This is a genomic window from Roseococcus thiosulfatophilus, assembly GCF_017311575.1.
Taxonomy (GTDB): Bacteria; Pseudomonadota; Alphaproteobacteria; order Acetobacterales; family Acetobacteraceae; genus Roseococcus; species Roseococcus thiosulfatophilus.
The window spans coordinates 19,055-44,652 of record NZ_JAFFQY010000063.1 but is presented as its reverse complement, the minus strand read 5'-3'; the positions used below and the strand labels follow the sequence as shown (position 1 = coordinate 44,652).

Sequence of the window (25,598 nt, the reverse complement as noted above, 5' to 3'; positions counted from 1 at the left end):
CTATGCATGAAGACCTCCCGCCTTCGCCTCGCTTTGCTGGCCGGTGCCGCGCTGTTCGGCGCGAACCTGGCCGGCGCCGCCAGCGCCCAGACCCTGGTCGCGCTGACCGCCGAGAACCAGCTGGTCCGCATCGATGCCGAGACGCGCCGCGCCAGCGCCCCCGTGCGCGTCACGGGCGCCGACGGCGCGCTCGTCGGCATTGACCAGCGGCCCGCCAATGGCATGCTCTATGGCCTGACCGCGGGCGGGCAGATCGTGACGCTGGACCCCGCCACGGGCCGCGCCACGCCCGTCGCGCAGCTGTCCGTGCCCTTCGAGAGCGGCGGTCGCGCGGTGGTGGACTTCAACCCGGTGCCGGACCGGCTGCGCGTGCTGGGCGTCAACGGCACCAGCCTGCGCATCAACGTGGAGACGGGCGCCACCATCGTGGATGGCTCGCTGAAGTACACGCGCCCCGACCTGGCCGGCACCATGCCGCGCGTGACGGCGGGCGCCTACACCAACAGCGTGGCCGGCGCGACGACCACGGAGCTGCTGACGCTCGACACGCTGCTGGGCCAGCTGAACCTGCAAAGCCCGCCCAATGATGGCGTGCAGGCCCCGCGCGCGGCGCTGTCCACCAGCCTGCCGCCCACCGCGGGCTTCGACATCCTGGCCGATGGCCAGGGCGGGAATCGCGGCTTCGTCGTCGCTGAGGGCGCGCTGCACGAGCTGAACCTGACGAGTGGCGCGGTCACGACGCTCGGGCCCATCGCCAACCTGGGCGGCGCCGTGCTGATCGACGTGGCCGCGATGCGGTAGCGCGTGATCGCCGAAGGGCGGAACGCCCGGAAGCGTGAATCACACGCCAAGCCGAAGCGCGTGATCGCCGAAGGGCAAACGCCCGGAGGCGTGAATCACGCGCCAAGCCGAAGCGCGTGATCGCCGAAGGGCAAAACGCCCGGAGGCGTGAATCACGCGCCAAGCCAACGGCCTGAACGCGCGCCCCTGCGCCGCCCTGCCCGCTTCCCTCCTGGTGGCGGGCGGCGCGGGGGAAAGCGCCACCGCCCCTTCCCGGCGAGGGGCGGTGGTTGCCCTTCTCAGAAGGCGACGCGATCGCCGCCCTTCAGCTTCAGCATCTGCCGCGCCTCCTCCGGCGAGGCGATCTCCATGCCCACATCCTCCAGGATGCGGCGGATCTTCGCCACCTGCTCGGCGTTGGACGTGGCCTGCTTGCCGGGCCCGATCCACAGCGAATCCTCCAGCCCCACGCGCACATTGCCGCCCAGGATGCCGGCCATGGTGGTGAAGCCCATCTGGTGCCGCCCGGCCGCCAGCACCGACCACACATACTGGTCGCCGAACAGGCGGTCGGCCGTCTCGCGCATGAACATCAGGTTCCGGTGCTCGGCGCCGATGCCGCCCAGGATGCCGAAGATGGTCTGGACGAAGAGCGGCCCCTCGACCACGCCACGGTCGAGCATGTGCGCCAGGTTGTAGAGGTGGCCCACATCATAGCACTCGAACTCGAAGCGCGTGCCGTGGCCCTTGCCCAGGCGTTCCACGATCTGCTCGATGTCGCGGAAGGTGTTGCGGAAGATGAAGTCCGTCGTGCCCTCCAGGTAGGGGCGTTCCCATTCATGCTTGAAGGACTTCACCCGCGCCGCGCTGGGCGCGATGTTGAAGTTCATCGAGCCCATGTTGAGGCTGCACATCTCGGGGCTGGCCAGCAGGGGTGCGGCCAGCCGCTCGTCAATGGTCATGCCCAGGCCGCCGCCGGTCGTGATGTTGATCACGGCATCGGTAGACTGCTTGATGACGGGCAGGAACTGCATGAACAGCTTGGGGTCCGGCGAGGGCCGGCCGTCATTGGGGTCGCGCGCGTGCAGATGGATGATGGAGGCGCCGGCCTCCGCCGCCGCGATGGAATGCGCGGCGATCTCGGCGGGCGTGATGGGCAAATGCGGCGACATGGAGGGGGTGTGGATGGCCCCCGTGACGGCGCAGGTGATGATGACTTTCTTGGCCATGGCTGATCCTCCGGAGGCGGCCATGGTGCCGCCCCCGGACGCCGATGTCACTCCGCCCGAAGTGCCGCGATCGGGTCGAGCTGCGCCGCGCGCCGCGCCGGCCAATAGCCGAAGAACAGCCCCGTCAGCCCCGAGACGGCGACGGCCAGCGCCACCGCATCCCATTGCACCAGCACGGGCCACCCCGCGAGCCCGCCCAGCAGATGCGCCAGGGCGAAGCCCGCGGCCACACCCGCCGCGCCGCCGATCAGCGCCAGCAGCACCGCCTCCAGCAGAAACTGCTTCAGGATGTCGGCCGGCCTGGCACCCACGGCCAGGCGCAACCCGATCTCCTTCGTGCGTTCGGTCACACTCACCAGCATGATGTTCATCACGCCGATACCGCCCACCAGCAGCGACACCGCGGCCACCGAGGCCAGCAGCAGCGACAAGGTGCGCGCCGAGGCGTCGCGCGTCGCCGCGATCTCGCTGAGGTTCCTGATCTGCACCGTGTCGGGCTCGTTCGCCGCCACGCGGTGGCGCTGGCGGAACAGGGCGCGAAGCTCCTCCTCCACCAGGGCCATGTCCTCGCCCTCATGCACCTTCACGCTGATGGTGCTGACGGCGCGGGCGAAGGCGCGCGAGGACCCCATCACGCTGCGCCGCGCGGTCCAATAGGGCATGACCACGGCGTCGTCCTGGTCCTGGCCCTGCGGGTTCTGGCCCTTGCGGCCCAGCACGCCGATCACCTCGAAGGGTGTCGCGCCGATGCGGACCTCGCGGCCCACGGGGTTTTCCTCGCCGAACAGCGCCTCGGCCACGGTGGCACCCAGCAGCACGACCTTGCGGCCGGCCATATTCTCCTCGACGGTGAAGAAGCGGCCTTCGGCGAGGGTCCAGTCATGCGCCACGAACCAGTCGGGGTCGGTGGCCGTCACCGTCGTGGCCCAGTTCTGGTTGCCGGCCACGATCTGCTGCTGCTGGCGGATGGTGCCGGCGGCGACCTGCACGGCGTAGATCTCGCGCGGGATGGCCTGGGCGTCGTCCCAGCTGATGTTCGCGCGCTGCCCGGCACCGAGCGAGACGCCGCCCATCCGCACATTGCCGCCCCAGACCAGCAGCAGGTTGGCGCCGAGCGACTGGATCTGCGCCAGCACCTGCTGCCTGGCACCCGCCCCCACCGCCACCGTCACCATCACGGCGGCCACGCCGATGAAGATGCCCAGTGCCGTCAGCGCCGCGCGGAGCTTGTTCGCGTTCAGCGCACCCAGCGCGGCCCAGAGCGCCTCGGGGAAGGACAGCCCGCCCCGGCCACGCGGCAGGGGCGACAGGGCGCTGACCGCGGGCGGTGCCACGGGAGCCAAGTGCGGCGCGTTCATGCGACATCCCTCAGCAAGGCGGCCGCATCCACCGGCGTGTGGCGCCTGTCCTCGACCATCTTGCCATCCTTGAAGCGCAGGGTGCGCGCCGCATAGGCCGCGACACTCGCGTCATGGGTCACGCACAGCACCGCGACGCCGGCCGCGTTCAGCGCCTGGAACAGCGCCATGATCTCGATGCCCGTGCGGCTGTCGAGCGCGCCCGTGGGCTCATCCGCCAGCAGCAGTTCGGGGCCGTTCACCAGGGCGCGCGCGATGGCGACGCGCTGCTGCTGCCCGCCTGAGAGCTGGTTGGGCCGGTGGCGCATCCGTCCCGCGAGGCCCACCCGCGCCAGCGCCTCGGCGGCGCGCTTCTCCCGCACCGCGCGCGGCACGCCGCGATAGAGCATGGGCATCGCCACATTGGACAGCGCGTCGAGCCGCGGCAGCAGGTGGAAGGACTGGAAGACGAAGCCGATACGCTCGCCCCGCAGGGCGGCGAGTGCCTCGGTCGAGAGATGCGCCACATCCTCGCCGGCCAGGCGGTAGGTTCCGCGCGTGGGCGTGTCCAGGCAGCCGATCAGGTTCAGGAAGGTGGACTTGCCCGAGCCCGAAGGGCCCATCGCCGCCACGAACTCGCCGGGCTGGATGGTGACGTTCACGCCGTCCAGCGCCGCCACCACGCCCTCGCCGGAGGGGTAGTGGCGCGCGAGGTCCCGCGTTTCGATGAGCGGCGCGTTCAAAACAGCCCCCGCCCGGTTGGCGCGCGGGCGGCGCCGGCGCGCTCCGTGCCGACCACCACCTGCATCCCCTCCTCCAGCGCGCCGGAGAGCACCTCCGTCACCTGGCCATCGGTCAGGCCGGTCCGGACGGAGATGGCGCGCGTGGTGCCATTCGCCTCCAGCACATGGACCGTGCCCATGGCGGCACCGCGCTGGCCCCGCGCGGCGGCAAGGCGGGCGCGCTGGTCGGGCGTCAGGCTGGAGGTCAGGGCCGCCTGCAGGCGCTGGCGGGCGGCCTGGGCGCCACGGCGACGGGCCTCGGCATCGGCGGGCAGAGCCTCCATCGCGGCGCGAAACTCGGCCTGCGCGGCCTCGATGGCCTGGCGTTGGGCGGGGGTCACGTCCTCCATCTCGCGCAGGGCGGCTTCCATGGGGTTGGCGGGCGCGGCGGCGGTGCCAGTTCCGGCCGGGCGCCAGCGCAGCGCGGCATTGGGCACGCGCAGCGCCTCGGGGCGTGCGTCGGTCACGATGCGAAGGGTGGCCGTCATCCCGGGCAGCATGCGGCCCTCGCGGTTCGCCGCCGTCACCACCACCGTGTAGGTGACCACGTTGTTCACCGTGGTGGGGCTGAGGCGGATGTCCTTCACCCGCCCGATCAAGTTCGTTTGCGGATGGGCGGCGACGGTGAAGGTCACGGACTGGCCCGGCTGGATGCGGCCGATATCGGCCTCGTCCACCGTCGCCCAGACCTCCATCTCATCCAGGTTGGCCGCGATGTTGAAGAGCGTCGGCGCCTGCAGGGAGGCCGCCACCGTCTGCCCCAGATCCACGCTGCGCGAGACGATGATGCCATCAATGGGGCTGCGGATCACGGCGAAGGAGAGGCTCACATCCACCTGGCGCAGCTGCGCCGTGCGCTGCGCCAGCGTGGCGCGGGCGGCGGCCACCTGCGCATGGGCGGTGCGCGCCGCGGCCTGCGCGGCGGCAAGCTGCGCCTCGGCCTGGGTCGCCTCGGCCTCGGTGGCGGCGAGTTGCGCGCGCGCACCCTCCACGGTGAAGCCCGCGCGCGTGGCGTCGCGCACCGCGCCCACGCCGCTGCGGCGAAGTTCCTCCGTGCGGCGGGCCTCGAATTCGGCATCCTGGGTCTGCGCGGCCACGCGGGTGATGTTGGCGCGGGCCGTGGCGAGCTGTGCCGCCGCGCGCAACGCCTCGGCATCGGCGCGCTGGGCGGAGGCGTCGGCGACGGCGACGGCCGCTTCGGCGGAGCTCAGCTCGGCCGCCGCGGCGGCGCGCGAGGCCTCCAGCTGCTGCGTGTCGAGCCTTGCCAGAAGCTGCCCCGCGGTGACGCGCTGGTTGAAGTCGCCCGCCACCTCGCGCACCTGACCAGAAAGCTGGCTGCCCACGATGACCGAGACCACGGGGTTCACCGTTCCGGTGGCCGAGACGATGGCGGTGATGGGCCCGCGGTCCACGGGGGCGGCGCGCAGGCGCGGCCCGGCGGACTCGCCCGTGCCCCAGCCGAGGGTGGCCAGCGCCTGGCCTCCATAGAGATAGCCACCCCCGGTGAGGGCGGCGGCGAGGATCAGCAGGGGGAGGGCTTTGCGCATGGCTCCCGTAACATGGCATGCGGGTGTAACGCCGATGTTGCGGCAGATCAGGGGAAAAAGACCATGCGGTTGCTCGTGCTCGGGGCCGGCGCGCTGGGGGGTTATTTCGGGGGGCGGCTGGCGGAGGCCGGCGGCGACGTCACCTTCCTGGTGCGCCCGCGCCGCGCGGCGCAGCTCGCCACGCAAGGGCTGCGGATCGAAAGCCCCTTCGGCGAGGCCCGGCTACAGGTGAAGACCGTGACGGCCGAGGCGCTAGGGCCAGGCTGGGACGTGATCCTGCTGGCCTGCAAGGCCTATGACCTGGACGAGGCCATGGCCGTCCTGCGCCCCGCCGTGGATGGGCGCACCGCCATCCTGCCCGTGCTCAATGGTTTGTCGCATGTGGAGACACTTGGTCACGCCTTTGGCCCGGAACGGGTGCTGGGCGGCCTGTGCAAGATCCAGGCGACGCTCTCGCCCGAGGGCGTGGTGCGGCACCTGAACGACTGGCGCTGGCTGACTTTTGGCGAACAGGACGGCACGATGTCGCCACGCGTGCGCGACATCGCGGCCGCCTTCACACCCGCCAAGGGCATGGTCGCCCAGGCCGTGGCCGATATCGGCCAGCGCATGTGGGAGAAGCTGGTGCATCTGGGCAGCGCGGCCATCGGCACCGTCCTGATGCGCGCCAATGTGGGCGAGGTGGTGCGCGCGGGCGGCGCGCCCTTCCTGGCCGAGGTGCTGGCGCGCAACGCCGCCATCGCCGCGCATCACGGCCACCCCATGCCGGCGGCCTTCATGGCCGAATACGGCCAGCTCTTCGCGGACCCCGGCAGCGCCTACGCCACTTCCCTGCTGCGCGACATCGAGGGTGGCCACCGCACCGAGGGCGAGCACATCCTGGGCTTCCTGCTGGAGGCCGCGCATCGCGCCGGTGTGGAGGCCCATTGGCACGCCGCGGCGGCACTGCATGCCCGCGCCTATGAGCAGCGGCGGGCCGCCCAACGTCTGCCCTGAGCGAACCTTCCCACAAGGTATGCGTAGTTCCCCGCAATTGCGTGCCCATGAATATACTTGTCAGTGTGCGGCATGAACATCATCCGGAATCAGGATCACTCCATGGACGGGCGCACCAATTCGCGATTCGTTGACGATTACCTGCTGTATCTGCTGGCCCGTGCCTCGCACACTCTTTCGGCGGAGTTCCATGCCACGTTGCGCCGCGCCGGCGTCTCGGTGCCGGTGTGGCGCGTGCTGGCCACGCTCTCGGGCAGCACGCCCGAGACGGTGACGGGCCTGGCCGAGGCCTGCCTGCTGCAACAGCCCACCATGACCAAGCTGCTCGACCGGATGGTGCGCGATGGGCTGGTCCAGCGCCTGCCCGATGCGCGGGACCGTCGCGTGGTCCGCATCGAGGCCACGGAGCGCGGCCAGGCCCTGGTGCAGGACCTGCTGGTGGCGGCGCGCCATCACGAGGCGCAGGTGCTGGCCCGCTTCCCCGACATGGACCCCGCGGCCTTCAAGCAGCTGCTGCGCGCCATGATGACCCGTCCCGGCCGCGGGCGCCGCGCCGTCGCGGCGTGACGCCCCGGCGGTGAAGATCCCCGATCCGCACCAGCTCGCCCCCTATGTCATCGCGGCGATGGTCCTGGCCGCGCTGGTGCAGATCATGCTCCTGGTGGTCGGGTAGGGTGCGCTGGGCGGCCGGGCACGCTATCTGAAGGGCGTGACCCAGCCCAAGCCCGACTTCCTCGACCATGACCGCCCCCCCGTGCCCGACCTCGTGGTGCCGCGGGGCGTCGTGCCCTTCCACCTGGCACAGAAGCCCGTGCGCGGCCGCCTGCTGCGCCTCGGCCCGCTCGCCGAGGCCCTGCTCTCCCGCCATGACCACCCCGAGGCCGTGGCCCGGCTGATGGGTGAGGCCATGGCGCTGACGGCCGGCCTCGCCTCCGCGCTGAAATACAAGGGCTCCTTCTCCGTCCAGGCCAAGGGCGACGGCCCCATCCCCATGCTGGTGACGGACTGCACCGACATGGGTGGCCTGCGCGGCTATGCCCGCGTGGATGCGGAGAAGCTGGCCCGCTATGGCCGCAACCCCTCGGCCCGGGCGCTGCTGGGCAAGGGCTACCTGGCCTTCACCTGCGACCAGGGCCCGGACATGGAGCGCTACCAGGGCATCGTCGCCATCGAGGGTGCCAGCCTCTCGGAGATGACGGCCAACTACTTCGCCACCTCCGAGCAGCTGCGCAGCTTCGTCCGCCTCGCCTGCGCCCGCACCGAGGCGGGCTGGCGCGCGGCCGCCTTCATCATGGAGCGCGTGGCGGTGGAGGGCGGCATCGCCGACAGCGCCGGTGATGACGATGCCTGGGACACGGCGCTGGCCCTGGCCCACACGCTGACCGAGGCCGAGATGCTGGATGACGCCCTGCCGGCCGAGCGCCTGCTGCACCGGCTGTTCCACCAGGAGGGGCTGATGCTCGACCAGCCCCGGGCGCTGGCCTATGGCTGCCGGTGTTCGCGCTCGCGCCTCGCGGGCGTGCTGGAGGGCTTCCCGGTCGAGGACCTCGACCACATGGCGAAGGACGGGACCATCACCATGACCTGCGAATTCTGCAACGTGGATTTCCGCTTCGCGCGGGACAGCCTGCGGGGGGCCAGCGCATGATCGGCCGCCGCGCGCTGCTCGCCCTGCCCGCGGGCCTCGCCGCCTGCGCGGCCCCCGCCATCCCGCGGGTGGAGGGCCCGCCCATCGGCTACCGGCACCTCACGCCGCTGCGCCTGGATGTCGCCACCATTGCCATCGAGGAGGAGCTGGCCTTCGCCGGCCCCAACGACCTGGGCCGCGAATTGCGCCCCAGCGCGGCCGAGGCGGTGCGGACCATGGGCCAGGACCGCCTCTTCGCCTTCGGCACCCAGAACAGCGCGCGCTTCGTCGTGACCCGCGCGCAGATTTTGCGCGAACCCGGCCCGCCCGGGCAGGGCCTCTTCGCCCAGCCACAGGAACGGCTGGACCTGCGCCTGACCTGCCGCCTGGAAATCCGCAACCCCACGGGGCTGCGCCTGGGCTTCGCTGAAGCGAGCGCTACCCGCATGCAGACGCTCGACAGCGACCCGGTGGGCCGCATGGCCGTGGCCGAGACCATGCTGCGCCAAGCCATGTTCGACCTCAACACCGAGTTCGAGTTCCAGCTGCGCCGCGCCCTACGCGCCTACCTGGTGGAGGGCGAGCGCGCCGCCCCGCCGCCGCCCGTCGCGCGCGAGGAGCTGCCCCGGACATGAGCCTGACCTTCAGCAACCCGGACGGCGTGCGCGCGCCCGCCTCGCGCTATTCCCTGGCCTGCCTGGTGCAGGGGCCGGGGCGGCGCCTCGTCATCTCGGGACAGGTGGGCGTGGCGCCGGATGGCAGCGTGCCAGCCGATGGCCCCGCGCAGATCCGCCAGAGCCTCGCCAACCTCACCGCCATCCTGGCCGCGCATGGCATGGGGCCGCGCGACATCGTGAAGGTGACGGTGTTCCTGACGGACCCCGCGCTGATCCAGCCCTGGCGCGACCTGCGCGACGCCGCACTTGAGGGCCATGCCCCCACCTCCACCCTGCTGATCGTGGCGGGCCTCGCGGACCCGCGCTTCCTGGTGGAAGTGGAGGCGGAGGCGTTCACTCCCGGCTGAACCGCCATTCGCGGACGAGCAGCGCCAGCAGCAGCACGAGGCCCAGCGTGGCCATGATGTAGAGCGCGGCGTGCGGGCCCAGACGTTCCGCCAGCGCGCCCACCAGCAGCACGCCGGCGGGCCCCGCGCCGATGCAGGTCGTGACCAGGCCCAGCACGCGCGAGCGGATTTCGGGCGGCGCATGGGTCATGACCAGCGAGGTCTGCATCGCCGCGAAACGCGCCGTTCCGAGCCCCCCCAGCACCAGCAGCACCCAGGCCAGGATGTAGGAGGGGCTGGACACCACCAGCAGCAGGCAGGCGAAGAAGAGCAGGCTGCCCGCCACGAAGGGAAACAGCCCCGGCGGCGCGCGCCGGCGCAGGGCCATCCACAGCCCGCCCAGCAGCGCGCCGAAGGGCTCGGCCGCCGCCAGCAGGCCGATCGCGGCGCCGGACGCGCCAAAGGCCGCCGCGCCGAAGGCCGGCAGGATGCCCGCATAGCAGAAGGCGAAGACGTTCATGATGAGCGTCACCCCCAGCACCATGCGAAGCCGGGGTTCGGAGAGGGCGAATCGGGCCGCCTCCACGATGCCCGACAGCGCCGATTGCGGCGCCCGAACCACGGGCCGCGGCGGCGTCACCCGCCAGGCGAGGAACAGCGCCAGCAGGTGGAAGCCGCAGGCGATGGCCGCGGCGGGGGCGAGGCCGGTCAGCTGGAACAGCGCGCCGCCCAGCAGCGGGCCCAGGGCGCGGGTGGTGCTGCCTGTCGTGGTGTCCAGCGCCACCGCCTGCACCAGGTCGTCCGGGGGGGCGGCGTCGGCGGCCATGCGGCGGCGCATGGCCATCTCGCCGGCCCAGGCGAGGCCCGCCAGCAGCCCCTGCGCCATCAGGTGCCAGGGCGCGATCCAGCCCAATGCGGCCAGCAGCGCCACCAGCCCCGCGCCCCCGGCCGAACTGGCCTGCAGCGCGATCAGCAGCCGCCGCCGGTCCAGTCGTTCGGCCAGCGCGCCGGCCACGGCGCCCAGCAGCAGCATGGGCAGGGCGCGCATCATGGCGACGGCGGCGACCATGAAGGCGGAGCCCGTGGCCTCATAGGTCCAGAGCGTGGCGGCCAGCAGTTCCAGCCAGCGCATGGTGTTGGCGATGCCACCCAGCAGCCAGATGCGCCGGAAATCAGGTGTGGCGAAGAGACGCCGGATGGCGCCCCGCCCGCCGGGCTCGGCCGCGCTCATGCGTCTTGTTGTCGTCCGCGGACAGCGCTGGCCATCAAGTCTCTCCCCTGGGCGAGGCTACAGCGCGACGGTGGGGCGGCAACCGGGCAAGCATGAAAAAAGCCGGCCACCCGAAGGTGGCCGGCCTGGTCTCCCCGCGAAGGGGGGGGCGGGTCAGTCGTCGATCTTCGGGTTGATCTTGCCCTTGATCGCCGCATAGATCGCCCAGAGCAGCAGGGCCGTCGTCACGAAGATGAAGGCCGCGCTGATCGGGCGCGTCACGAACACCGTGGCGTCCCCGCGCGAGAGCAGCATGGCCCGGCGCAGATGCTCTTCCATCAGTGGGCCCAGGATGTAGCCCAGCAGCAGCGGCGCCGGTTCGAAGCGCAGCAGCATCAGGAAGTAGCCGAACACCCCGAAGATCAGCACCATGAAGATGTCGAAGGTGTTGTTGTTCACGCTGAACACGCCGATCGCGATGAACATCAGGATCGAGGGGAACAGGAAGCGGTAGGGGATCTGCAGCAGCTTCACCCACATGCCGATGAGCGGCAGGTTGAGGATGACCAGCAGCACGTTGCCGATCCAGAAGCTGGCCACCAGGCCCCAGAAGATTTCCGGATGCTCGGTGATCAGGCGCGGGCCAGGCTGCACGCCGGCGATGATCATGGCACCCAGCATCAGCGCCATCACCGCGTCACCCGGGATGCCCAGGGTGAGCGTGGGGATGAAGGCCGTCTGCGAGGCGGCGTTGTTCGCGGCCTCGGGCGAGACCACGCCCTCCACCGCGCCCTTGCCGAAGCGCTCGGGCGTCTTGGAGATCTTCTTCTCGACCGCATAGGCCATGAAGGCCGAGATGGTCGTGCCCGTGCCCGGCAGCGCGCCGAAGAAGGAGCCGACGCCCGTGCCGCGGAGCATGGGCCACCAGAAGCGGCTCCAGTCGTCCCGCGTGGGCACCATGGAGCGGAAGGTGATCTTCTGGCGCTGGTCGGCCTTCTGGTCGCGGATTTTGTTGACGCTGGCGATCACCTCGCCCACGCCGAACAGGCCCATCGCGATGGCGACCAGGTTGAAGCCGTCCGACAGTTCCGGAATGCCGAAGGTGTAGCGCTGCTGGCCCGTCTGCACGTCCGTGCCGACCATGCCCAGGCACAGCCCCGCCAGCACCATGGCGATGCCCTTCACGGGCGATCCCTGGGAGAGGGTGGAGGCCGCGACCAAGCCCAGCAGCATCATGGCGAAGTATTCCGCCGGGCCGAAGGCCAGCGCCACCTCGGCCAGCGAGGGCGAGAACAGCGTCAGGATGACGATGCCGATGCTGCCGCCGATGAAGGAGGCCAGGGTGGTCACGAAGAGTGCCACGCCCGCGCGCCCGCTGTTGGACATCGGGTAGCCGTCGAGGCAGGTGACGGCCGAGGAGGGGGTGCCCGGCAGGTTCATCAGGATCGAGGCCGTCGAGCCGCCATACTGCGTGCCGTAGTAGATGCCGGCCAGCATGATGAGCGCTGTGGTCGGCGGCACGTAGAAGGTCAGCGGCAGCAGCATCGAGATCGTGGCCAGCGCGCCGATGCCCGGCAGCACGCCCACGAAGGTCCCGAGGAACACGCCGATGAAGCAGTACATCAGGTTCTGCAGCGAAAACGCCGTCTGGAACCCGAAGAGGAGATCGCCGAAAACTTCCATCAGATGTTCCACCGGAAGGCTTGGATGGGGATGCCAAGGCCCCAGATGAACACGGCGACCGCCGAGATGGCGAGGAAGACGCTGAGGGCGAGGTTCTCGATCAGATTGGGGCCGGGCTTTGCGAAGGCCGCACAGAACACCAGCGCGAAGATGGCGGGGACCATGCCCAGCCGCTCGAGCACGAAGGCGAAGACGCCGATCGAGATGCAGACCATGAGGAACGGCCGTCCCTCGAAGCCCAGCGGGTCACCTTCGCGGAAAAAGGCCGGCAGTGCGATCAGCACGCCGAACACCGCGATCAGCCCGCCCAGCACCGCCGGGAAGAAACCCGGGCCCATGCGGCGCAGCGTGCCGATCGAATACGATTCCATTGCATGATTCATGAACCATAGGCCGACCGCGATCATCACGGCGCCTCCTATGATGTCCACATAATCCCTCTTGGTTTTCACCCGGAAGCACTCCCCATCATTATCGCAAGGCGCGCGACACTACGAAGGCGCCAAGCCTGGGCGCAAGGGGCGCGCGCCCCAGGTGACTCATTTAATAAGCGTAACGCGGCATAGCTTTTCGAATATTGCGCGCGCGTAAGGCGGCCGGGCAGGCGCCCCTGCCTCAAAACGACGTGGAACCATTGGTTTATCGGCGGCCCGCCGGCGGAACCGCCCGGGGGGCTGCCAAGCCATCGCTTTCCATGGATCATTCCCGCCATGACCCATCTCTTCTCTCCCTGGACGCTTCGCGGCGTCACCTTCCGCAACCGCATCGGCGTGTCGCCCATGTGCCAGTATTGCTGCGCCGAGGACGGGCTGCCCACGCAGTGGCACTTGGCCCACCTCGTCTCGCGCGCGGTGGCGGGGCCGGGCATGGTGATGACCGAGGCGGCCGCGGTCACCCCGGAAGGGCGGATCAGCCCCGGCGACCTGGGCATCTGGAGCGACGCGCACCTGCCGGGCCACGCGAAGCTCGCCGCCGCCATCGCCGCCGCGGGCTCCGTGCCCGCCATCCAACTGGCGCATTCGGGCCGCAAGGGCAGCCGCCTGCCCGCCTGGGATTCGGGGCCGGCCGTGCCGGGATGGGAGGCGCTGGGCCCCTCCGCCACTCCCTTCGGCAACTACGCGACGCCCCGCGCCATGACCGAGACGGAGATCCTGGCCACGCGCGACGCCTTCGTGGCCGCCGCCCGCCGGGCCGTGTCGGCCGGCTACCGGTTGGTCGAGATCCATGCGGCGCATGGCTACCTGCTGCACAACTTCCTCTCGCCCCTGTCGAACCGGCGCAATGATGGCTGGGGCGGGGATTTCGAGGGCCGCACGCGGCTGCTGCGGGACATCGCGGCCGCCACGCGCGCCGCCATCCCCGAGGAGGTGGTGCTGGGCGTCCGCATCTCCCACACCGATTGGGTGGAGGGCGGCTGGAGCACGGAGGAGAGCGTGGAACTCGCCCGCCACCTCAAGGCGCTGGGGGTGGATGTGGTGGACGTCAGCTCCGGCGGGCTGGATGCCGGGCAGCAGATCCCGCTCGGGCCCGGCTACCAGGTGCCGGGTGCGGATGCGGTGCGGCGCGGCGCGGGCATCCCGGTCATGGCCGTCGGGCTGCTGACGGAGGCAGCCCAGGCCGAAGCGGTGCTCGCCGAGGGCAAGGCCGACATGATCCTGCTGGCCCGCGCCTTCCTGCGCGACCCCTATTGGGTGCTGAACGCGGCCGTGGCGCTGGGCGCCACCGAGGCCCTGTCCGTTCCGCCGCAATATGAGCGCGGCTGGGGCGGAATGGGCCCGATGCGGATCAACCGTGCGGTCGGCGCGCCGATGCCGCTGCTTTGAGAGAAACGGCCCGGCCGGCCTTCATGCCGGCCGGGCGAACCCTGGATTGCCGTTCATCTTTCCGCGGGCAGGCGGTTCACGGCTGCGCATGTTGGCGGGCTGTCATGTGCCGCGTTGTAAAGCCCAGGGGGTCAATTCACTTCCGCGTGTAAAATTTACGCTCCATCAGCCGAAATTTCGTTAAAAACAAAATCCTGGCGATCGAACTTTTGTCATTATGCACGTTCTAGTTGTGCAACCGCTGGGCATCTGGCAGGTTGATCTCATGTTGCTTGGCGGTGGTTCAGAGTGTTCCACCTCATCCGCACCATCATGTCGGATGCACCGTCAAGTTCCTTGAACAGGAGTGAGACGACCATGGCCGATCCTATCTCTGCAGGCGCCTCGTCCGCGGTTGGCTCGCGCAACACCGCGCCCGCCCCGCGGAATGCCGCCGGGCCGGGCCGGGTGCAGCGGGCCCGCCGCCCCGCCGCGGAAGCAACCCGCGGGGCGCGACGCGCCGATGAGACCGATATCGAACTGGGCCAGCGCCTCTGGCAGCTTCGGCTGCACCGCGGCGTTACCCGGCGTGAGGCCGCCGAACGCCTCGGCGTCACCGCGCAACAGGTCCAGAAGTACGAGCTGGGCCAGGACCGCCTGTCCATCGGCCGGCTCGTCCGCCTGGCCGCGCTGCTCGAGACCCCGCTTCCCGTCCTGATCGACGGCTTGGGCGAGCAGGACGGCGCGGCGGAGCCGGCGCTCGAGCGCGCCCAGCGCCACGCCGAGAGCTGCGCCCTCATGCAGAGCTTCGCGCTGATCGAGCGCGGTGAGCTCCGCGAAATGGTGCTGAATCTGGCGGACCGCCTGGCCCGCCTCCCCGCCGGCGAATCCGGCAGCATGCCGGCCTCCACGCCGCGTCGCTGAACGCGGTGACCTTTCCCGCGGCGTGATCCACCGATCACGCCGCGGTCGTTTGCCCGAAGTCAGGCTTCCGGCCTGAAACCCGAGGCCTCCACCACCGGACCCCACTTCTCCGTCTCCTCGCGAATCCGCGCCGTGAAGCGCGCCATGTCCTCATGGGCCGGCGTGAATTCACGCTGCTCGAGGGCCGCGCGGAAGCCGGCATGGCCATTGGCGGTGCGCAACGCCTCGCTCAGCGCCGTCGCCACGGCCTGCGGCGCGCGCGCGGGCAGGAACGCCCCGAACCATTCATCCGCCGTCAGCGCCGGGAAGCCCTGTTCCGCGAAGGTCTGGAAGTCGGGGAAGCGGGGAATCCGCCGCGCGGCGGTGGTCGCGATGACACGCAGCCGCCCGCCTTCCATCTGCGGCACGATGTCGCCGATCACGTTGATCGAGGCCGGCACCTGGCCGCCCAGCAGGTCGGTGATGGCGGGTGCCGCGCCGCGATAGGGAATGTGGTTCAGGTCCACTCCCGCCGCCCGCGCCAGCATCACCCCCGTGAAATGCGGCACCGATCCGGCGGCCGGCGAGGCATAGGCCAGGCTCCCGCGCTGCCGCGCCAGTGCCAGGAAGTCCGCGAGGTTCGTCACCCCCGGCGCGCCCGGCCCCACCGCCATGGCGAAGGGGTAGACCACCACGGGCGAGATCGGGCTCAGGTCCCGCAGCGGGCTGTAGCGCAACCGCTCGCCATAGAGGTGCGGGTAGATCGTGATCATGCTGGCCGGGGTCAGCAGGATGGTGGCGCCGTCGGGCTCGGCGCGCATGGCCTCCTCGATGGCGAGCCGGCCCGTGGCGCCCGCCCGGTTCTCGACGACGACCTGGGGCGCCCAGACGCCGCGCAGCCTCTCGGCCAGTTGGCGGGCGGTGAAGTCCACCGTGCCGCCCGCGGGGAAGCCCACCAGGATGCGCGCCGGGCGGTTGAGCGTGGCCGTCTGCGCGCGAAGGATGCCGGGCGCGGCCAGAAGCGGCACCGCCAGGGCGGGGGCGCGAAGAATATCGCGCCGCGAAAATTGTAACATTCTGTCTCCTCCTCCGTGTCTGTTTCAAGCCTGGAACAGAGCGCGCGGAAGGGGTGCTGCATCCTCCCCGCCGGCCTCTGCGGGCCATGCTGGATGCATCATGCCTCAGCATGGCAGCCGAACACCATGGCGCGCCATGGACGCGCCCCATCGGCGGGGCCAACATGACTGCATGAGTTTTCGCCCCGCCTGCCGCGAGGCCCTGGGCGTGCCCGCCCTGGCCATGGCCGCCACCTTCCTGGCCTTCGGCGCGGCGGTGCAGGCGGCGGGGTTCGGGCCCGGCTGGGCCATTGCCGCGTCATTGCTGGTCTATGGGATGCCGGGGCAGCTTGTGCTGCTGGCCGCACTCGGCACGCCGGGTGGGGCGCTGCCGGCCGTGGCGGGCGCCGTCGCGGCGAATGCGCGCTTCGTGCCGATGGCGGTGGCGCTGGCCCCCTGGCTGGGCGGTGGGCCGCGGCGCTTCCTCGCCTTGCCCTTCATCGCCGTCACGCCCTGGGCCATGGCCATGCGCCGCCTGCCCGCCGTGCCGGTGGAACGGCGGCTTTCCTGGTTCCTGGGCTTCGGCCTCACCTCCTGGACGGTGGCGGGGCTGTCCACGCTGGTCGGGCATCTGGTGGCGCCATTGCTCGACATCTGGTTCCTGGCGGCGCTGCTCTTCGTGAACCCCCTGTATTTCGGCCTGATCCTGGCGAGCGACCTTGGCCAGCCCTTCGTCCGCCGCGCTGCCATCCTGGGTGTCGCGGCGGCCCCCCTCGCCTTCGTGCTGCCCGCCGCCTGGGCGCTGCTGGGGGCGGGGCTGGTCGGCGGCACGCTGGCCTTCCTCTGGAGCCGCCATGTCGGGCGATGACCTGGCCTTGGCGCTGCTGGTGGCGGCCTGCGCCGCCATGCGCGGGGCGGGGCTTTTCGTGGCGGGGCGGCTCGGGGCCGACCACCCCTTCGTGCGCTGGGCGGCCAGCGTCGCGATGGCCACGCTGGCGGCCTTCGTGACGCTGGCGGTGGTGGCGCCCACCGGCTCGCTCACCCTCATTCCCTGGCAGGGGCGGGCGGCGGGCTTCTGCGCGGCCATGGGCGTGCTGGCCTGGCGGGGCGGGCTCTTCGCACCCCTGATGGCCGGGCTGGCGGCCACGCTTCTGGTGGCGATGCTGGTATAACGTCTGATCCGGGGCGGCTGCTCATCGGCCGCGCACTCAGGCGCCCTTCAGCATCGGGCGCAGCGCCGCATGGATGGCCTCCACATCGGCGCGGCGCGCATGGGCGGTGCCCTCGGCCGCCACCGTGGCGCCGCCGGCCGCGCTGCCCCAGAGGAAGGCTTCCTCCACGCTCTCGCCACGGGCCAGGGCCAGGGTCATGGCCGCCACGAAGCTGTCGCCCGCGCCGGAGGCGCCGCGCACCATCACGTCGGGCGCGGGCAGGCGCCAGCAATGCCCTTCGGCGCTGACCAGGATGGCACCGCGGCTGCCCAGCGTCACCGCCACCAGCCGCGCGGCGCCCGAAGCCGCCAGTTCCTTCGCCGCCGCAACCAGGGCGGGCGTTTCGCGCAGTTCGCGGCCCACCAGCGCCTCGAATTCACCGAGGCTGGGCTTCACCAGATGCACGCCCCCCACGTCCAGCGCCGCCTTCAGCGCGGGGCCGGAGGTGTCCAGCACCACCCGCCGCCCCGCCACCTTGGCCTGGCGCAGGGCACGGCCGAAGAAATCAGCCGGCACGCCGCGCGCCAGGCTGCCGCTCAGGACCACCCAGCCGCCTTCCTCGCCGTTCAGCGCGTCCAGCGCGGCCTGCCATTCGGCCTCGGCCAACAGCGGGCCCTCGGGGATGAAGCGGTATTCGAGGCCGCTCGAAATCTCATGGATCACCTGGGCGATGCGCGTGCGGCCGGCGATGGGGAGCGCCCGGTAGGGTGTCTGGCCCTCCACCAGCAACTCCTCCAGGAAGCGCCCCGCCACGCCGCCCGACGTGACGAGCGCCAGCGTGTCCCCGCCCAGTTCCCGCACCACGCGCGAGACATTCACCCCGCCGCCGCCCGGATCATAGCGTTCGTGGAAGGTGCGGGTCTTGCGGACGGCGCGCACGGTTTCCGCCTCGGCGGACAGATCCACCGAGGGGTTGAGCGTGAGGGTCAGGATGCGTTCGGCCTGGGTCATGCCAGGCATTCTAGCCCGAGCCGCCCCTTGTCGCGGAACCCGCGCGGCTCGATCTCTTCCGCATGCCAGACACGCTCAGCGACATCCGCTTCGGCTTCGACCATTCCTATGCCCGCCTGCCGGAGCGATTTTTCGCGCGCGTGGCGCCCACGCCCGTGGCCGGCCCGCGCCTGCTGCGGCTGAATGCCCCGCTGGCGGCCGAGTTGGGGCTGGACGCGCAGGCCCTGGCCGGGCCCGCCGGTGCCGCCATCTTCGCCGGCAGCGCCCTGCCCGCCGATGCCGAGCCCATTGCCATGGTCTATGCCGGCCACCAGTTCGGCGGCTTCACGCCGCAGCTGGGCGATGGCCGCGCCATCCTGCTGGGCGAGGTGCTGGACCGCGAGGGACGCCGCCGCGACATCCAGCTGAAGGGCTCGGGCCCCACGCCCTTCTCGCGCCGCGCCGATGGCCGCGCCGCCCTCGGCCCCGTGCTGCGCGAATACCTCATCAGCGAGGCGATGACGGCGCTGGGCGTGCCCAGCACGCGCACGCTGGCGGCCGCCCTGACGGGCGAGATGGTGCTGCGCGAACCTGGCCCCCTGCCCGGCGCGGTGCTGACGCGCGTCGCCGCCAGCCACATCCGCGTGGGCAGTTTCCAGTTCTTCGCCGCGCGCGGCGATGCGGAGGGGCTGCGCCTGCTGGCCGACCACGCCATCGCCCGCCACGACCCGGACGCCGCGCAGGCCGAACACCCCTACCGCGCACTCTACGAAGGCGTGCTGGAACGCCAGGCCGCGCTCGTTTCGCGCTGGATGCTGCTGGGCTTCATCCATGGCGTGATGAACACCGACAACACCACCATCTCGGGCGAGACGATAGACTACGGCCCCTGCGCCTTCATGGACGCCTATGACCCGGAGACGGTGTTCAGCTCCATCGACCATGGCGGCCGCTACGCCTATGGCAACCAGCCGCGGGTGATGCAGTGGAACCTGGCCCGGCTGGCCGAGGCCATGCTGCCCCTCTTCGACGCGAACGAGGACGCGGCGCTGGACTGGGCGAAATCCGCCATCGGCACCTTCGGCCCGCGCTTCGAGGGCCATTACCGGGCGGGGCTGCTGGCCAAGCTCGGCATCGGCACGCCACGCGAGGGCGATGACGCGCTGGCCATCGGCCTGCTCGACGCCATGAAGGCAGGCCGGGCCGACTTCACGAACAGCTTCCGCGCGCTGGCCGAGGCCGCCACCGGCGATGACGCCCCGCTCGCCGCGCAATTCACCGGCACCGACGCCATCCTGCCCTGGGCCAAGGATTGGCGGGCGCGCATCGCCACCGAACCCGGCGTGGCCGAACGCCTGGCCGCCGCCAACCCACAGGTGATCCCGCGCAACCATCTGGTGGAGGAGGCGCTGGAGGCGGCCACCCGCGACCTTGACCTCGGCCCCTTCGACGCGCTGCTGGCCGTGCTGCTGCGCCCCTTCGAGGCGCCGCCCGCCCGCTACGCCCTGCCGCCCGAGCCGAGCGACCGGGTCTATCAGACCTTCTGCGGCACCTGAGGCGCGGCGCGCTCAGGCCGCGCCGCGCGTCTCGCTCTGACTTGGCTCCTGTCCGGGCGCATCGGCGGCCAGGGCCAGCGCGGTCGCCACCGTCTGCAGGCGGTCAATGGTGGACTGGATGCTGCCCAGCACCTCGCCCACCCGGTCCGAGACGGGGGCGGGCCAGGCCTCGCCCGGGCGCTGCACGGCCTGCTCGGCCAGGCTCTCGGCCTCGCCGAGCAGTTCCGCGACCTCGGCCTCCACCTGCCCCACCCGGCGCAGCGCGCCCGAGAGCGGCGCGTGCCGGGGGGTGAGCTCGGCCACCAGGGAGGCGGCGATGGACCCGCGCGGCTCCGGCAGGCTGGGCGCGCGACGGGGTGCCAGGGGTTCGGCCCGCGCCGGCAATGCGGCCTGGATCTCGGCGATGATCGGGCCGAGCGCGGCGCGCGCATCGGGCATGGCGCGGGCGGAGGTCTCCAGCGCCGCCCCGGCCTCGCGCACCGCGGCCGCGGCGCCCGCCAGTTCCTGCGCGGTCTCGCCCAGCCGGGCGCCGCCCTCCACCAGGGCCTCCAGCCGCGTGACGTGGTTGGCCAGGCTCTCCAGCGGCAGGGCCTCGCCCAAATGCTGGGCGCCCTCCTCCAGCGCGACGGCGACGGCCTCCACCCGCGCCACCTGGGCGTCCAGCGCCGCGAGCGGCAGGGCATGCGCCATCTGCCGCGCCCCCTGCTCCAGCGCCGCGACGCCGCCCGTGACCTGGGAGAGCTGCGCGGCGACGACGGTGGTCAGCCGGTCCAGCTCGCCCGCCATCTCGGCGACGGGGATCTTGCCCGCGGCCTGCTCCACCGCCCCGGCCGCGGCGTCCATGCGCGCGATCTGGGTGGTCAACTCCAGCACGGGAAGCCCGCTTTCCAGCCGTTCGGCCGCGCTCTGCACATGGATCGCGGCGGCGGTGACGCGGTCCACCTGCGCGGCGAGGTCGGCCACCGGGATGACCGAGCCCAGCCCCTGGGCCACGCGATCCATCTCGGCCGCCAGGGCCGCGACGCGGGCCACCTCGGCCGGCAGGCCGGCCAGGGGCTGCGCCGTGGCCGCACCCTCCTCCAGGCGGGCGGCCAGGGCCTCCAGCCGTTCCAGCGGCAGGGCGGGCGGCTCGGCGGGAGTCAGGGCCGACACCCGCTCCACCGCAGCCGCCAGGGCGGATTGCGCCTCGGCCAGGGCTTCCTGACCGGCGGTGGAGACGCGCTCCGCCGCCACGCCGATCCGCACCACGGCCTCATCGGTCACGCGCGTCATCGCCTGCTGCGCCAGCGAGGCAAGCTCCCCCAGCAGGGGGGCGGTGGCGCGGCACTCGGCGGCGGCAGTCTCGAAGGCGGGCAGCAGCGCGGCGAAGGGCGCGGGATCGGCCGACGCAACCGGCGCGGCATGCAAATTGTCCACCGCCACTTCCAGCCGCTCCAGCCCCCGCGCCTCACGCTCCAGCGCCGCCTCGGCGCGCCCGGCCAGCTGTCCGAGCGTGGCGCCCAGCGTCTCCACGCGGTCCAGCAGGGAGGCGAGGCGCGGATCGGCCTCGCCGCTCGGCAGGTTTTCCAGGCGTTCGGAGAGAAGCCGCACGCGATGCGCCAGGCGGTCCTGCTGGTCGCCGGCGCGGGCCGTGGCGCGCGCCACCTCCTCCTGCGCCTGGCGGGCAGAACCCAACGCCGCCTGCACCTCCTCCCGCAGGCTCTCGCTCCAGGCAGGCGGGCCGGCCTCGGCGGGCGGGCGGCGGCGCGCGGCCAGCAGCAGGGCCAGCAGCCCGAGCGCACCCATGCCCAGCGCCGCCAATGGCAGGGCCGCCTCCAGCGGGGCGGTTGGCGTGCCGGCGGGCAGCGTGGCCAGCGTGCCCTCGATGCGGCCGGCGAGGCCCTGCAGCATGGCCTCCACCCGCAGCGGTTCGCCCGCGCGGTCCTGCAACTCCGCCAGGGCCAGCAGGCGACGGCGGAGTTCGGGCAAGGCCGCGGCCTCGCCGGACTGAGCGCGGTCGAGCTGCGCCAGCGCAGCCTCCCATTCGGGCTGCAGCGGCGCGGGCGCGGGCAGCGGCATCACGGGGCGCGTGCCGAGCCAGAGCGCGGCACCCGCCGCCAGCAGCGCCGCGACGGCCAGGGCCATGAGGGCCGTGAACTGGTTCCGGGACATCATGTCCTCCTTTCCGCGCGGGCGCGGATCACATGAGCCGGCCGAGCGGGCCGAGATCGAGGTTGAGGGTTTCCGGCGCGATGCCGAGCTTGCCGCAGAGGCTCACCACCGCCTCGCGCGCGCGCATCAGGCCGAGGCCCAGGCGCTCCGCCTCATCGGCGTCCAGCCCGCCGCCTTCCATGCGCCGCACCGCCTGCGCCTCCAGCAGCCGCCGGAGGAATTCCACCAGCGTCAGCACGAGGCGCGAGAGGTCCTGCTCCATGTTCTCGGGGGCGAGGGCGAGCCGCATGGCCACGGGGGCCGCGGCGGCGGCCAGGGCGTGCTGGGCGTCATCGGCCATGGCGATCATGGCCGGGTGTCCGGCCGAGACTGGGCCAGGCGCGCGGCGGTCTCGACCGAGGCCAGCAGCGCCCGCAGCCCGAGATGGACCAGGTCCACACCCGCCACGGAAATGACGAGCTGCCCGTCCAGCACCACGCCGGTGTCCAGCAGCCGGTCCAGCACATCCACGAGCGCCTGCGGCTGGGGCGTCAGCCCGCGCGGTTCAGCCATGGGCATGGGCCAGCGCCTCCCGCGCGAAGGCATAGGGGGGCCAGGGGCCGCTGAGAGTGAGGGAGACACCCGTCGCGTCCAGCTCGCCCGCCATGTTCTCCAGTGCCGGGGGCGGGGCGCCGGGCAGGAGCACATTGACGCCCAGCATCCCGGCGCGGGTGCGGGCGGGGATGAGGGCGCGGGCGTGCGCGGCCAGCTCTGCCTGGAGGCGCGTCGCGGCCGCGTCGAGGTGGCGGGCACGCGCCTCCTCCCGCGCGCGTTCCAGCCGGCGCTCCAGCAGGAAACGCGTGCCGGGCCCGGCCGCCGCGGCCGCGCCGCTCAGCCGCGCGAGTTCGGCGTCGTGCGCGGCGAGCCAGGCCTCCAGCCGCGGCGCATCCTCGCGCAGCAGCAGCGTCCATTCCGCGCAGCCCTGCGCGCGGGCCAGCGAGGCGGCGAGCGGGCCCGCGCGCTCGGCCAGCCAGAGCCGCAGCGGCGCCTCGGCGGAAAACACCGCGCCGAAGGCAAGCGGCAGCGCCATGCCCGCCAGCGCGCCGCAGACCGCGTGATGCCGCAGCGCCTGGCGGGAGACCCATTCCGGGTCGCTGGACAGCCCGCCCTCGGCGAACCAGGCGGCGGGCACCGGGCTGACCAGGGCGGCCACGGCGCCTTCCGTGACCAGGGCAAGCGGCCCCGCCCCCTCCAGCCCCGGCTGTTCGGGCGCGGCCGCCCCGCTGGGCAGGGCGGCATAGGCGTAGAGGGCGAGGCTCATGCAGCGAGCTCCGGCAGGATGATGCGCCGCCCGGCGCGGGTGGCGAGATCCTGCTGCGCAAGGCCCTGCCCATCCGCCGGCAAGGCGCCGCGCAGCAGCCGATGGGCCTCGCTGGCCGCGGCGAAGCCGGTGGCACTCCCGCCGGCACGGTCGGGATGCAGCGTGCCCGCCACCTCCCGCCAGCGCCGCGCGAGCGCGCTTCCATCGGCGCGGGCGGGCAGGCCCAGCAAGCGCCAGGCGCCGTCCAGCCGGCCGGCCTCCTCCTCCACCACGCGGAAGGCACTGAAGGAGAGCGGCGGCAGCGGGCCGGTCAGGTCACAGGACATGCCCTGCGTCAGCGCGGGCGGCATGGCGCCGAGCCCGGCCTCGATGGCGGCCTCGCCCCCCGCGGGGACGAGGATGGTCAGCGAGGTCTCGCCCTCGCCCCCCGAGACATCCTCGGGCGAGAGGGCGACCACCAGGGGCAGCAGCGCGGCGCGCAGGGCCGCGGCGCGCTCCGCCCGCGCCTCGGCCAGGATGGCGGCCACGGCATCGGCCACATCCTTCGGGCGTTCACTGGCGGCGAGGCGGCGCACCGCGTCCCGCCGCGCCGTCAGGATGGCCTCCGGCGCCCAGCGCAGCGTGACCTGCCACTGGTGGCGCCCGCCCTCGCGCGCCAGCGCGGCGCCGAGGGCCCGTGCGGCGGCCTCGATCAACGTCGCGAATTCACCGGCCGGGCATTGGGCCGCGGCGGGGTCCGCCGGCGGGAAGGGTCCCACCTGGCAGGCAACCTCCAGCCGCCGCTGCACGGCGTGCAGGCGCCTGAACATCGCGGCGCGACCGGCCGGGAAGGCGGTGCCCGCCGCGACCTGCGCCACGCCCAGCAGCCCGCCCACCCGGCACAGTCGCAAGGCCGGGCCCGGCTCGGCGGCCAGGGCGGCTTCCAGCGCGGGGGCCCTGGCCGCCTCGGCCACGCCGAGCAGTGTCAGTTGCCGGGTCATGGCGCGCCCTCCGCCAGGGCGGCGCGGATGGCGCGCAGTTCCACGAGCAGCTCGGCCTCGGCCACGTCGTATTCCTCCTCGGTGATCTCGCCGGCATCGAGCCGCTTTTCGAGCTTTCGCAGCCCCGCCTCGATGCGCGCGGGGTCCAGCGCCTCGGCCAGCACCGCCTCGCGCAGCTTGCCCGCGATCCAGGAAACGCCGCCCAGCGGGCCCATCACGGGCAGGCCAAGCAGGGTGCCGAGCATGCTCATGCCGCCTCGCTCAGCCAGTCGGCGCGCAGGGTCACGAAATTGTAGGGGGGCACGGGGCCGACATACTTGAACGTGACACGCTCGCCGAAGCGCTGGGCCAGCGCCTCCATGCCCGCGTCGAACTGGGACTCGGCCTCGCGCCGCACCAGGAAGGCGCGGCTGAGGATCATGTCCTCCTCCACGCTGCGAAGCTCCATCTCGCGCTCGGCCAGCGGGGCGAGGGTGGCGGCGATGGCCGCGCCATCCGCCTCGCGCCGACGGGCGAGCGCCGCCTCCACGCGGCGACCGAGTTCGATGCGCTCGTAATAGGTTTCCTGCGCGGGGCGGGTCTTGAGCCGGTCACGCAGGGCGCGGAGTTCGGCATCGCCCTCCACGATCTCGCGCCAGATCAGCCCCTCATGCCACTGCGCCTTCACACCAAGCTCGACATGCCCCGCGATGCCCCCCAGCGCCTCCCGGAAGGCGGGCGCATGGGCGGCAAGACAGCGATGCAGCGCGGCCTCGTCCGGGGCCACGGTGCCGAAGCGCATGGGCAGGATGTCGGTCGCGCGCATGGCGCGTTCCAGCACGGCGGTATGGGCCAGCATGAAGCGGCGCGTGGCCTCGATGGGCGCGGGCGGGGCCGCGCCCACCAGCGCGGTGAACCCCGCGGCCTGCAGCGCCGTCACCTCGCCGCCGCCAAGGCCCGGGCCCAGCCCCTCGGCCGGGAGCGCGCCCGGCGCGATGCCGTAGATGTAGAGGCCCGTGCTCATGCCTCGGCCTCATCGAGCGGCAGGCGGATTTCCAGCGTGGCGTCGTGGCGCTGCTCCGACCCATCACCCAGGCCCACGCGAACCGAATAGCCGATGACCACGTTGGGCCGGGCGTCGCCGTCCACCTGCGGCCGGTCCTGCGCGGGTTCCTTCCGGATGACGCCACGGGCGCGCTCACTGAGCCGGCGCGAGAGCGAGACGGGCCGCCTCATGGCCGCGCGCCCTCCGGCAGCAGCGCCGCTTCCAGGCGCGCCAGCCGCTCGGTCAGCGCCGCGTTCTCCGCGCGCAGCTTCGCGGCATCCTGCGACAAGGCCGCATCGGCCTCCCACCAGCGGATGCCCATTTCCAGCGCCCGGTCCACCGAGGCGATGACGAGGCGCAGCCGCACCGTCAGCAGCTCCACGCCCACCAGGCTGACCAAGATGTCGCCCGCCACCACGATGCCCTTGTCCAGGATGCGCTCCAGGATGTCGGCCAGGCCCGAGCCGGCCACGGAATGCTGCATCGCCATGG

General features: G+C 72.4%; 29 protein-coding genes. 11 read left to right on the top strand and 18 right to left on the bottom strand.

Going from position 1 to position 25,598, the window contains the following annotated elements:
• The first annotated feature begins 6 nt into the window (after window positions 1-6).
• Window positions 7-801, top strand: coding sequence for a DUF4394 domain-containing protein (locus JTN19_RS18245; protein WP_206935603.1), 795 nt, complete (start codon window positions 7-9; stop codon window positions 799-801).
• 278 nt (window positions 802-1,079) lie between these two features.
• Here JTN19_RS18245 and JTN19_RS18240 read toward each other — a convergent pair whose 3' ends face one another.
• From JTN19_RS18240 to JTN19_RS18225, 4 genes are read right to left on the bottom strand one after another with little or no spacing between them, the layout of a single operon-like run.
• Window positions 1,080-2,009, bottom strand: coding sequence for a BKACE family enzyme (locus tag JTN19_RS18240; RefSeq protein ID WP_242531272.1), 930 nt, complete (start codon window positions 2,007-2,009; stop codon window positions 1,080-1,082).
• 47 nt (window positions 2,010-2,056) lie between these two features.
• Complete coding sequence (locus tag JTN19_RS18235) at window positions 2,057-3,367, bottom strand: ABC transporter permease (RefSeq protein WP_242531271.1); 1,311 nt, start codon at window positions 3,365-3,367, stop codon at window positions 2,057-2,059.
• Window positions 3,364-4,089: an ABC transporter ATP-binding protein gene (locus JTN19_RS18230; protein WP_206935599.1), complete on the bottom strand. Its 726-nt coding sequence runs from the start codon at window positions 4,087-4,089 to the stop codon at window positions 3,364-3,366. Before JTN19_RS18230 ends, JTN19_RS18235 begins: the two co-directional genes overlap by 4 nt.
• The gene (locus JTN19_RS18225; RefSeq protein ID WP_206935596.1) at window positions 4,086-5,675 is read right to left on the bottom strand and encodes an efflux RND transporter periplasmic adaptor subunit; all 1,590 of its coding nucleotides are present in this window, start codon (window positions 5,673-5,675) and stop codon (window positions 4,086-4,088) included. Before JTN19_RS18225 ends, JTN19_RS18230 begins: the two co-directional genes overlap by 4 nt.
• Before the next feature lie 63 nt (window positions 5,676-5,738).
• Here JTN19_RS18225 and JTN19_RS18220 point away from each other — a divergent pair, with 63 nt between their 5' ends.
• From JTN19_RS18220 to JTN19_RS18200, 5 genes are all read left to right on the top strand, one after another.
• Entirely contained in the window at window positions 5,739-6,671 is a 933-nt protein-coding gene (locus tag JTN19_RS18220; protein WP_206935593.1) for a ketopantoate reductase family protein, read from the top strand.
• 102 nt (window positions 6,672-6,773) lie between these two features.
• Entirely contained in the window at window positions 6,774-7,238 is a 465-nt protein-coding gene (locus tag JTN19_RS18215; RefSeq protein WP_206935590.1) for a MarR family winged helix-turn-helix transcriptional regulator, read from the top strand.
• A 133-nt stretch (window positions 7,239-7,371) separates the two neighbouring features.
• Window positions 7,372-8,319 carry an Hsp33 family molecular chaperone HslO gene (gene hslO / locus JTN19_RS18210; RefSeq protein WP_206935908.1) on the top strand — a complete coding sequence of 316 codons (948 nt, stop codon included), beginning with the start codon at window positions 7,372-7,374 and terminating at the stop codon, window positions 8,317-8,319.
• Window positions 8,316-8,933, top strand: a complete 618-nt coding sequence (locus JTN19_RS18205) for a hypothetical protein (RefSeq protein ID WP_206935587.1) — start codon at window positions 8,316-8,318, stop codon at window positions 8,931-8,933. The genes hslO and JTN19_RS18205 overlap by 4 nt, the downstream gene beginning before the upstream one ends.
• Window positions 8,930-9,322 (top strand): RidA family protein, encoded by a 393-nt coding sequence (locus JTN19_RS18200; RefSeq protein ID WP_206935584.1) that lies wholly within the window; start codon window positions 8,930-8,932, stop codon window positions 9,320-9,322. Before JTN19_RS18205 ends, JTN19_RS18200 begins: the two co-directional genes overlap by 4 nt.
• On the opposite strand, the gene JTN19_RS18195 is transcribed toward JTN19_RS18200, so the two are convergent.
• The 3 genes from JTN19_RS18195 to JTN19_RS18185 form a co-directional block, all read right to left on the bottom strand.
• Window positions 9,309-10,532 carry an MFS transporter gene (locus JTN19_RS18195; RefSeq protein ID WP_206935582.1) on the bottom strand — a complete coding sequence of 408 codons (1,224 nt, stop codon included), beginning with the start codon at window positions 10,530-10,532 and terminating at the stop codon, window positions 9,309-9,311. The genes JTN19_RS18200 and JTN19_RS18195 overlap by 14 nt on opposite strands.
• 153 nt (window positions 10,533-10,685) lie before the next feature.
• A complete protein-coding gene (locus JTN19_RS18190; RefSeq protein WP_206935579.1) occupies window positions 10,686-12,194 on the bottom strand; it encodes a tripartite tricarboxylate transporter permease in 1,509 nt (502 codons plus the stop codon).
• Window positions 12,194-12,604: a tripartite tricarboxylate transporter TctB family protein gene (locus JTN19_RS18185; protein ID WP_340643365.1), complete on the bottom strand. Its 411-nt coding sequence runs from the start codon at window positions 12,602-12,604 to the stop codon at window positions 12,194-12,196. Before JTN19_RS18185 ends, JTN19_RS18190 begins: the two co-directional genes overlap by 1 nt.
• Before the next feature lie 300 nt (window positions 12,605-12,904).
• Here JTN19_RS18185 and JTN19_RS18180 point away from each other — a divergent pair, with 300 nt between their 5' ends.
• Window positions 12,905-14,017: an NADH:flavin oxidoreductase/NADH oxidase gene (locus tag JTN19_RS18180; RefSeq protein WP_206935574.1), complete on the top strand. Its 1,113-nt coding sequence runs from the start codon at window positions 12,905-12,907 to the stop codon at window positions 14,015-14,017.
• A gap of 357 nt (window positions 14,018-14,374) precedes the next feature.
• On the top strand, window positions 14,375-14,920 hold the full coding sequence (locus JTN19_RS18175) for a helix-turn-helix domain-containing protein (protein ID WP_206935572.1): 546 nt from the start codon (window positions 14,375-14,377) through the stop codon (window positions 14,918-14,920).
• Window positions 14,921-14,979: 59 nt separating this feature from the next.
• Here JTN19_RS18175 and JTN19_RS18170 read toward each other — a convergent pair whose 3' ends face one another.
• A complete protein-coding gene (locus JTN19_RS18170) occupies window positions 14,980-15,975 on the bottom strand; it encodes a Bug family tripartite tricarboxylate transporter substrate binding protein (RefSeq protein ID WP_206935570.1) in 996 nt (331 codons plus the stop codon).
• A 172-nt stretch (window positions 15,976-16,147) separates the two neighbouring features.
• Here JTN19_RS18170 and JTN19_RS18165 point away from each other — a divergent pair, with 172 nt between their 5' ends.
• Both JTN19_RS18165 and JTN19_RS18160 read left to right on the top strand, forming a co-directional pair.
• Entirely contained in the window at window positions 16,148-16,822 is a 675-nt protein-coding gene (locus tag JTN19_RS18165) for an AzlC family ABC transporter permease (RefSeq protein WP_206935567.1), read from the top strand.
• Window positions 16,809-17,126: a hypothetical protein gene (locus tag JTN19_RS18160; protein ID WP_206935565.1), complete on the top strand. Its 318-nt coding sequence runs from the start codon at window positions 16,809-16,811 to the stop codon at window positions 17,124-17,126. Before JTN19_RS18165 ends, JTN19_RS18160 begins: the two co-directional genes overlap by 14 nt.
• A 36-nt stretch (window positions 17,127-17,162) precedes the next feature.
• Here the strand turns inward: JTN19_RS18160 and JTN19_RS18155 are convergent, their stop codons facing one another.
• Entirely contained in the window at window positions 17,163-18,116 is a 954-nt protein-coding gene (locus tag JTN19_RS18155) for a 1-phosphofructokinase family hexose kinase (RefSeq protein ID WP_206935563.1), read from the bottom strand.
• 62 nt (window positions 18,117-18,178) lie between these two features.
• Here JTN19_RS18155 and JTN19_RS18150 point away from each other — a divergent pair, with 62 nt between their 5' ends.
• Window positions 18,179-19,651 (top strand): protein adenylyltransferase SelO, encoded by a 1,473-nt coding sequence (locus tag JTN19_RS18150; RefSeq protein WP_206935560.1) that lies wholly within the window; start codon window positions 18,179-18,181, stop codon window positions 19,649-19,651.
• A gap of 12 nt (window positions 19,652-19,663) precedes the next feature.
• On the opposite strand, the gene JTN19_RS18145 is transcribed toward JTN19_RS18150, so the two are convergent.
• From JTN19_RS18145 to gvpJ, 9 genes are read right to left on the bottom strand one after another with little or no spacing between them, the layout of a single operon-like run.
• A complete protein-coding gene (locus tag JTN19_RS18145; protein ID WP_206935558.1) occupies window positions 19,664-21,802 on the bottom strand; it encodes a hypothetical protein in 2,139 nt (712 codons plus the stop codon).
• A 28-nt stretch (window positions 21,803-21,830) separates the two neighbouring features.
• Window positions 21,831-22,151 (bottom strand): gas vesicle protein K, encoded by a 321-nt coding sequence (locus tag JTN19_RS18140; protein WP_242531269.1) that lies wholly within the window; start codon window positions 22,149-22,151, stop codon window positions 21,831-21,833.
• Window positions 22,148-22,360, bottom strand: a complete 213-nt coding sequence (locus JTN19_RS18135; protein WP_206935556.1) for a gas vesicle protein — start codon at window positions 22,358-22,360, stop codon at window positions 22,148-22,150. The genes JTN19_RS18140 and JTN19_RS18135 overlap by 4 nt, the downstream gene beginning before the upstream one ends.
• The gene (locus tag JTN19_RS18130) at window positions 22,347-23,102 is read right to left on the bottom strand and encodes a GvpL/GvpF family gas vesicle protein (RefSeq protein ID WP_206935554.1); all 756 of its coding nucleotides are present in this window, start codon (window positions 23,100-23,102) and stop codon (window positions 22,347-22,349) included. The genes JTN19_RS18135 and JTN19_RS18130 overlap by 14 nt, the downstream gene beginning before the upstream one ends.
• Window positions 23,099-24,082, bottom strand: a complete 984-nt coding sequence (locus tag JTN19_RS18125) for a GvpL/GvpF family gas vesicle protein (protein ID WP_206935551.1) — start codon at window positions 24,080-24,082, stop codon at window positions 23,099-23,101. The genes JTN19_RS18130 and JTN19_RS18125 overlap by 4 nt, the downstream gene beginning before the upstream one ends.
• Window positions 24,079-24,333, bottom strand: a complete 255-nt coding sequence (locus JTN19_RS18120; protein WP_242531268.1) for a gas vesicle protein GvpG — start codon at window positions 24,331-24,333, stop codon at window positions 24,079-24,081. The genes JTN19_RS18125 and JTN19_RS18120 overlap by 4 nt, the downstream gene beginning before the upstream one ends.
• The gene (locus tag JTN19_RS18115; protein ID WP_206935549.1) at window positions 24,330-25,085 is read right to left on the bottom strand and encodes a GvpL/GvpF family gas vesicle protein; all 756 of its coding nucleotides are present in this window, start codon (window positions 25,083-25,085) and stop codon (window positions 24,330-24,332) included. The genes JTN19_RS18120 and JTN19_RS18115 overlap by 4 nt, the downstream gene beginning before the upstream one ends.
• A complete protein-coding gene (locus JTN19_RS18110) occupies window positions 25,082-25,297 on the bottom strand; it encodes a hypothetical protein (RefSeq protein ID WP_206935547.1) in 216 nt (71 codons plus the stop codon). The genes JTN19_RS18115 and JTN19_RS18110 overlap by 4 nt, the downstream gene beginning before the upstream one ends.
• Window positions 25,294-25,596 carry a gas vesicle protein GvpJ gene (gvpJ, locus tag JTN19_RS20610; protein ID WP_206935545.1) on the bottom strand — a complete coding sequence of 101 codons (303 nt, stop codon included), beginning with the start codon at window positions 25,594-25,596 and terminating at the stop codon, window positions 25,294-25,296. The genes JTN19_RS18110 and gvpJ overlap by 4 nt, the downstream gene beginning before the upstream one ends.
• Window positions 25,597-25,598: the final 2 nt, after the last annotated feature.

Bases quoted from the DNA above. Each gene is read 5' to 3' on its own strand.
- JTN19_RS18245 (WP_206935603.1), top strand. From the start codon at position 7: ATGAAGACCTCCCGCCTTCGCCTCGCTTTGCTGGCCGGTGCCGCGCTG.
- JTN19_RS18240 (WP_242531272.1), bottom strand. From the start codon at position 2,009: ATGGCCAAGAAAGTCATCATCACCTGCGCCGTCACGGGGGCCATCCAC.
- JTN19_RS18235 (WP_242531271.1), bottom strand. From the start codon at position 3,367: ATGAACGCGCCGCACTTGGCTCCCGTGGCACCGCCCGCGGTCAGCGCC.
- JTN19_RS18225 (WP_206935596.1), bottom strand. From the start codon at position 5,675: ATGCGCAAAGCCCTCCCCCTGCTGATCCTCGCCGCCGCCCTCACCGGG.
- JTN19_RS18220 (WP_206935593.1), top strand. From the start codon at position 5,739: ATGCGGTTGCTCGTGCTCGGGGCCGGCGCGCTGGGGGGTTATTTCGGG.
- JTN19_RS18215 (WP_206935590.1), top strand. From the start codon at position 6,774: ATGGACGGGCGCACCAATTCGCGATTCGTTGACGATTACCTGCTGTAT.
- JTN19_RS18205 (WP_206935587.1), top strand. From the start codon at position 8,316: ATGATCGGCCGCCGCGCGCTGCTCGCCCTGCCCGCGGGCCTCGCCGCC.
- JTN19_RS18200 (WP_206935584.1), top strand. From the start codon at position 8,930: ATGAGCCTGACCTTCAGCAACCCGGACGGCGTGCGCGCGCCCGCCTCG.
- JTN19_RS18195 (WP_206935582.1), bottom strand. From the start codon at position 10,532: ATGAGCGCGGCCGAGCCCGGCGGGCGGGGCGCCATCCGGCGTCTCTTC.
- JTN19_RS18190 (WP_206935579.1), bottom strand. From the start codon at position 12,194: ATGGAAGTTTTCGGCGATCTCCTCTTCGGGTTCCAGACGGCGTTTTCG.
- JTN19_RS18180 (WP_206935574.1), top strand. From the start codon at position 12,905: ATGACCCATCTCTTCTCTCCCTGGACGCTTCGCGGCGTCACCTTCCGC.
- JTN19_RS18175 (WP_206935572.1), top strand. From the start codon at position 14,375: ATGGCCGATCCTATCTCTGCAGGCGCCTCGTCCGCGGTTGGCTCGCGC.
- JTN19_RS18170 (WP_206935570.1), bottom strand. From the start codon at position 15,975: ATGTTACAATTTTCGCGGCGCGATATTCTTCGCGCCCCCGCCCTGGCG.
- JTN19_RS18165 (WP_206935567.1), top strand. From the start codon at position 16,148: ATGAGTTTTCGCCCCGCCTGCCGCGAGGCCCTGGGCGTGCCCGCCCTG.
- JTN19_RS18160 (WP_206935565.1), top strand. From the start codon at position 16,809: ATGTCGGGCGATGACCTGGCCTTGGCGCTGCTGGTGGCGGCCTGCGCC.
- JTN19_RS18155 (WP_206935563.1), bottom strand. From the start codon at position 18,116: ATGACCCAGGCCGAACGCATCCTGACCCTCACGCTCAACCCCTCGGTG.
- JTN19_RS18150 (WP_206935560.1), top strand. From the start codon at position 18,179: ATGCCAGACACGCTCAGCGACATCCGCTTCGGCTTCGACCATTCCTAT.
- JTN19_RS18145 (WP_206935558.1), bottom strand. From the start codon at position 21,802: ATGTCCCGGAACCAGTTCACGGCCCTCATGGCCCTGGCCGTCGCGGCG.
- JTN19_RS18140 (WP_242531269.1), bottom strand. From the start codon at position 22,151: ATGATCGCCATGGCCGATGACGCCCAGCACGCCCTGGCCGCCGCCGCG.
- JTN19_RS18135 (WP_206935556.1), bottom strand. From the start codon at position 22,360: ATGCCCATGGCTGAACCGCGCGGGCTGACGCCCCAGCCGCAGGCGCTC.
- JTN19_RS18130 (WP_206935554.1), bottom strand. From the start codon at position 23,102: ATGAGCCTCGCCCTCTACGCCTATGCCGCCCTGCCCAGCGGGGCGGCC.
- JTN19_RS18125 (WP_206935551.1), bottom strand. From the start codon at position 24,082: ATGACCCGGCAACTGACACTGCTCGGCGTGGCCGAGGCGGCCAGGGCC.
- JTN19_RS18120 (WP_242531268.1), bottom strand. From the start codon at position 24,333: ATGAGCATGCTCGGCACCCTGCTTGGCCTGCCCGTGATGGGCCCGCTG.
- JTN19_RS18115 (WP_206935549.1), bottom strand. From the start codon at position 25,085: ATGAGCACGGGCCTCTACATCTACGGCATCGCGCCGGGCGCGCTCCCG.
- JTN19_RS18110 (WP_206935547.1), bottom strand. From the start codon at position 25,297: ATGAGGCGGCCCGTCTCGCTCTCGCGCCGGCTCAGTGAGCGCGCCCGT.
- gvpJ (WP_206935545.1), bottom strand. From the start codon at position 25,596: ATGGCGATGCAGCATTCCGTGGCCGGCTCGGGCCTGGCCGACATCCTG.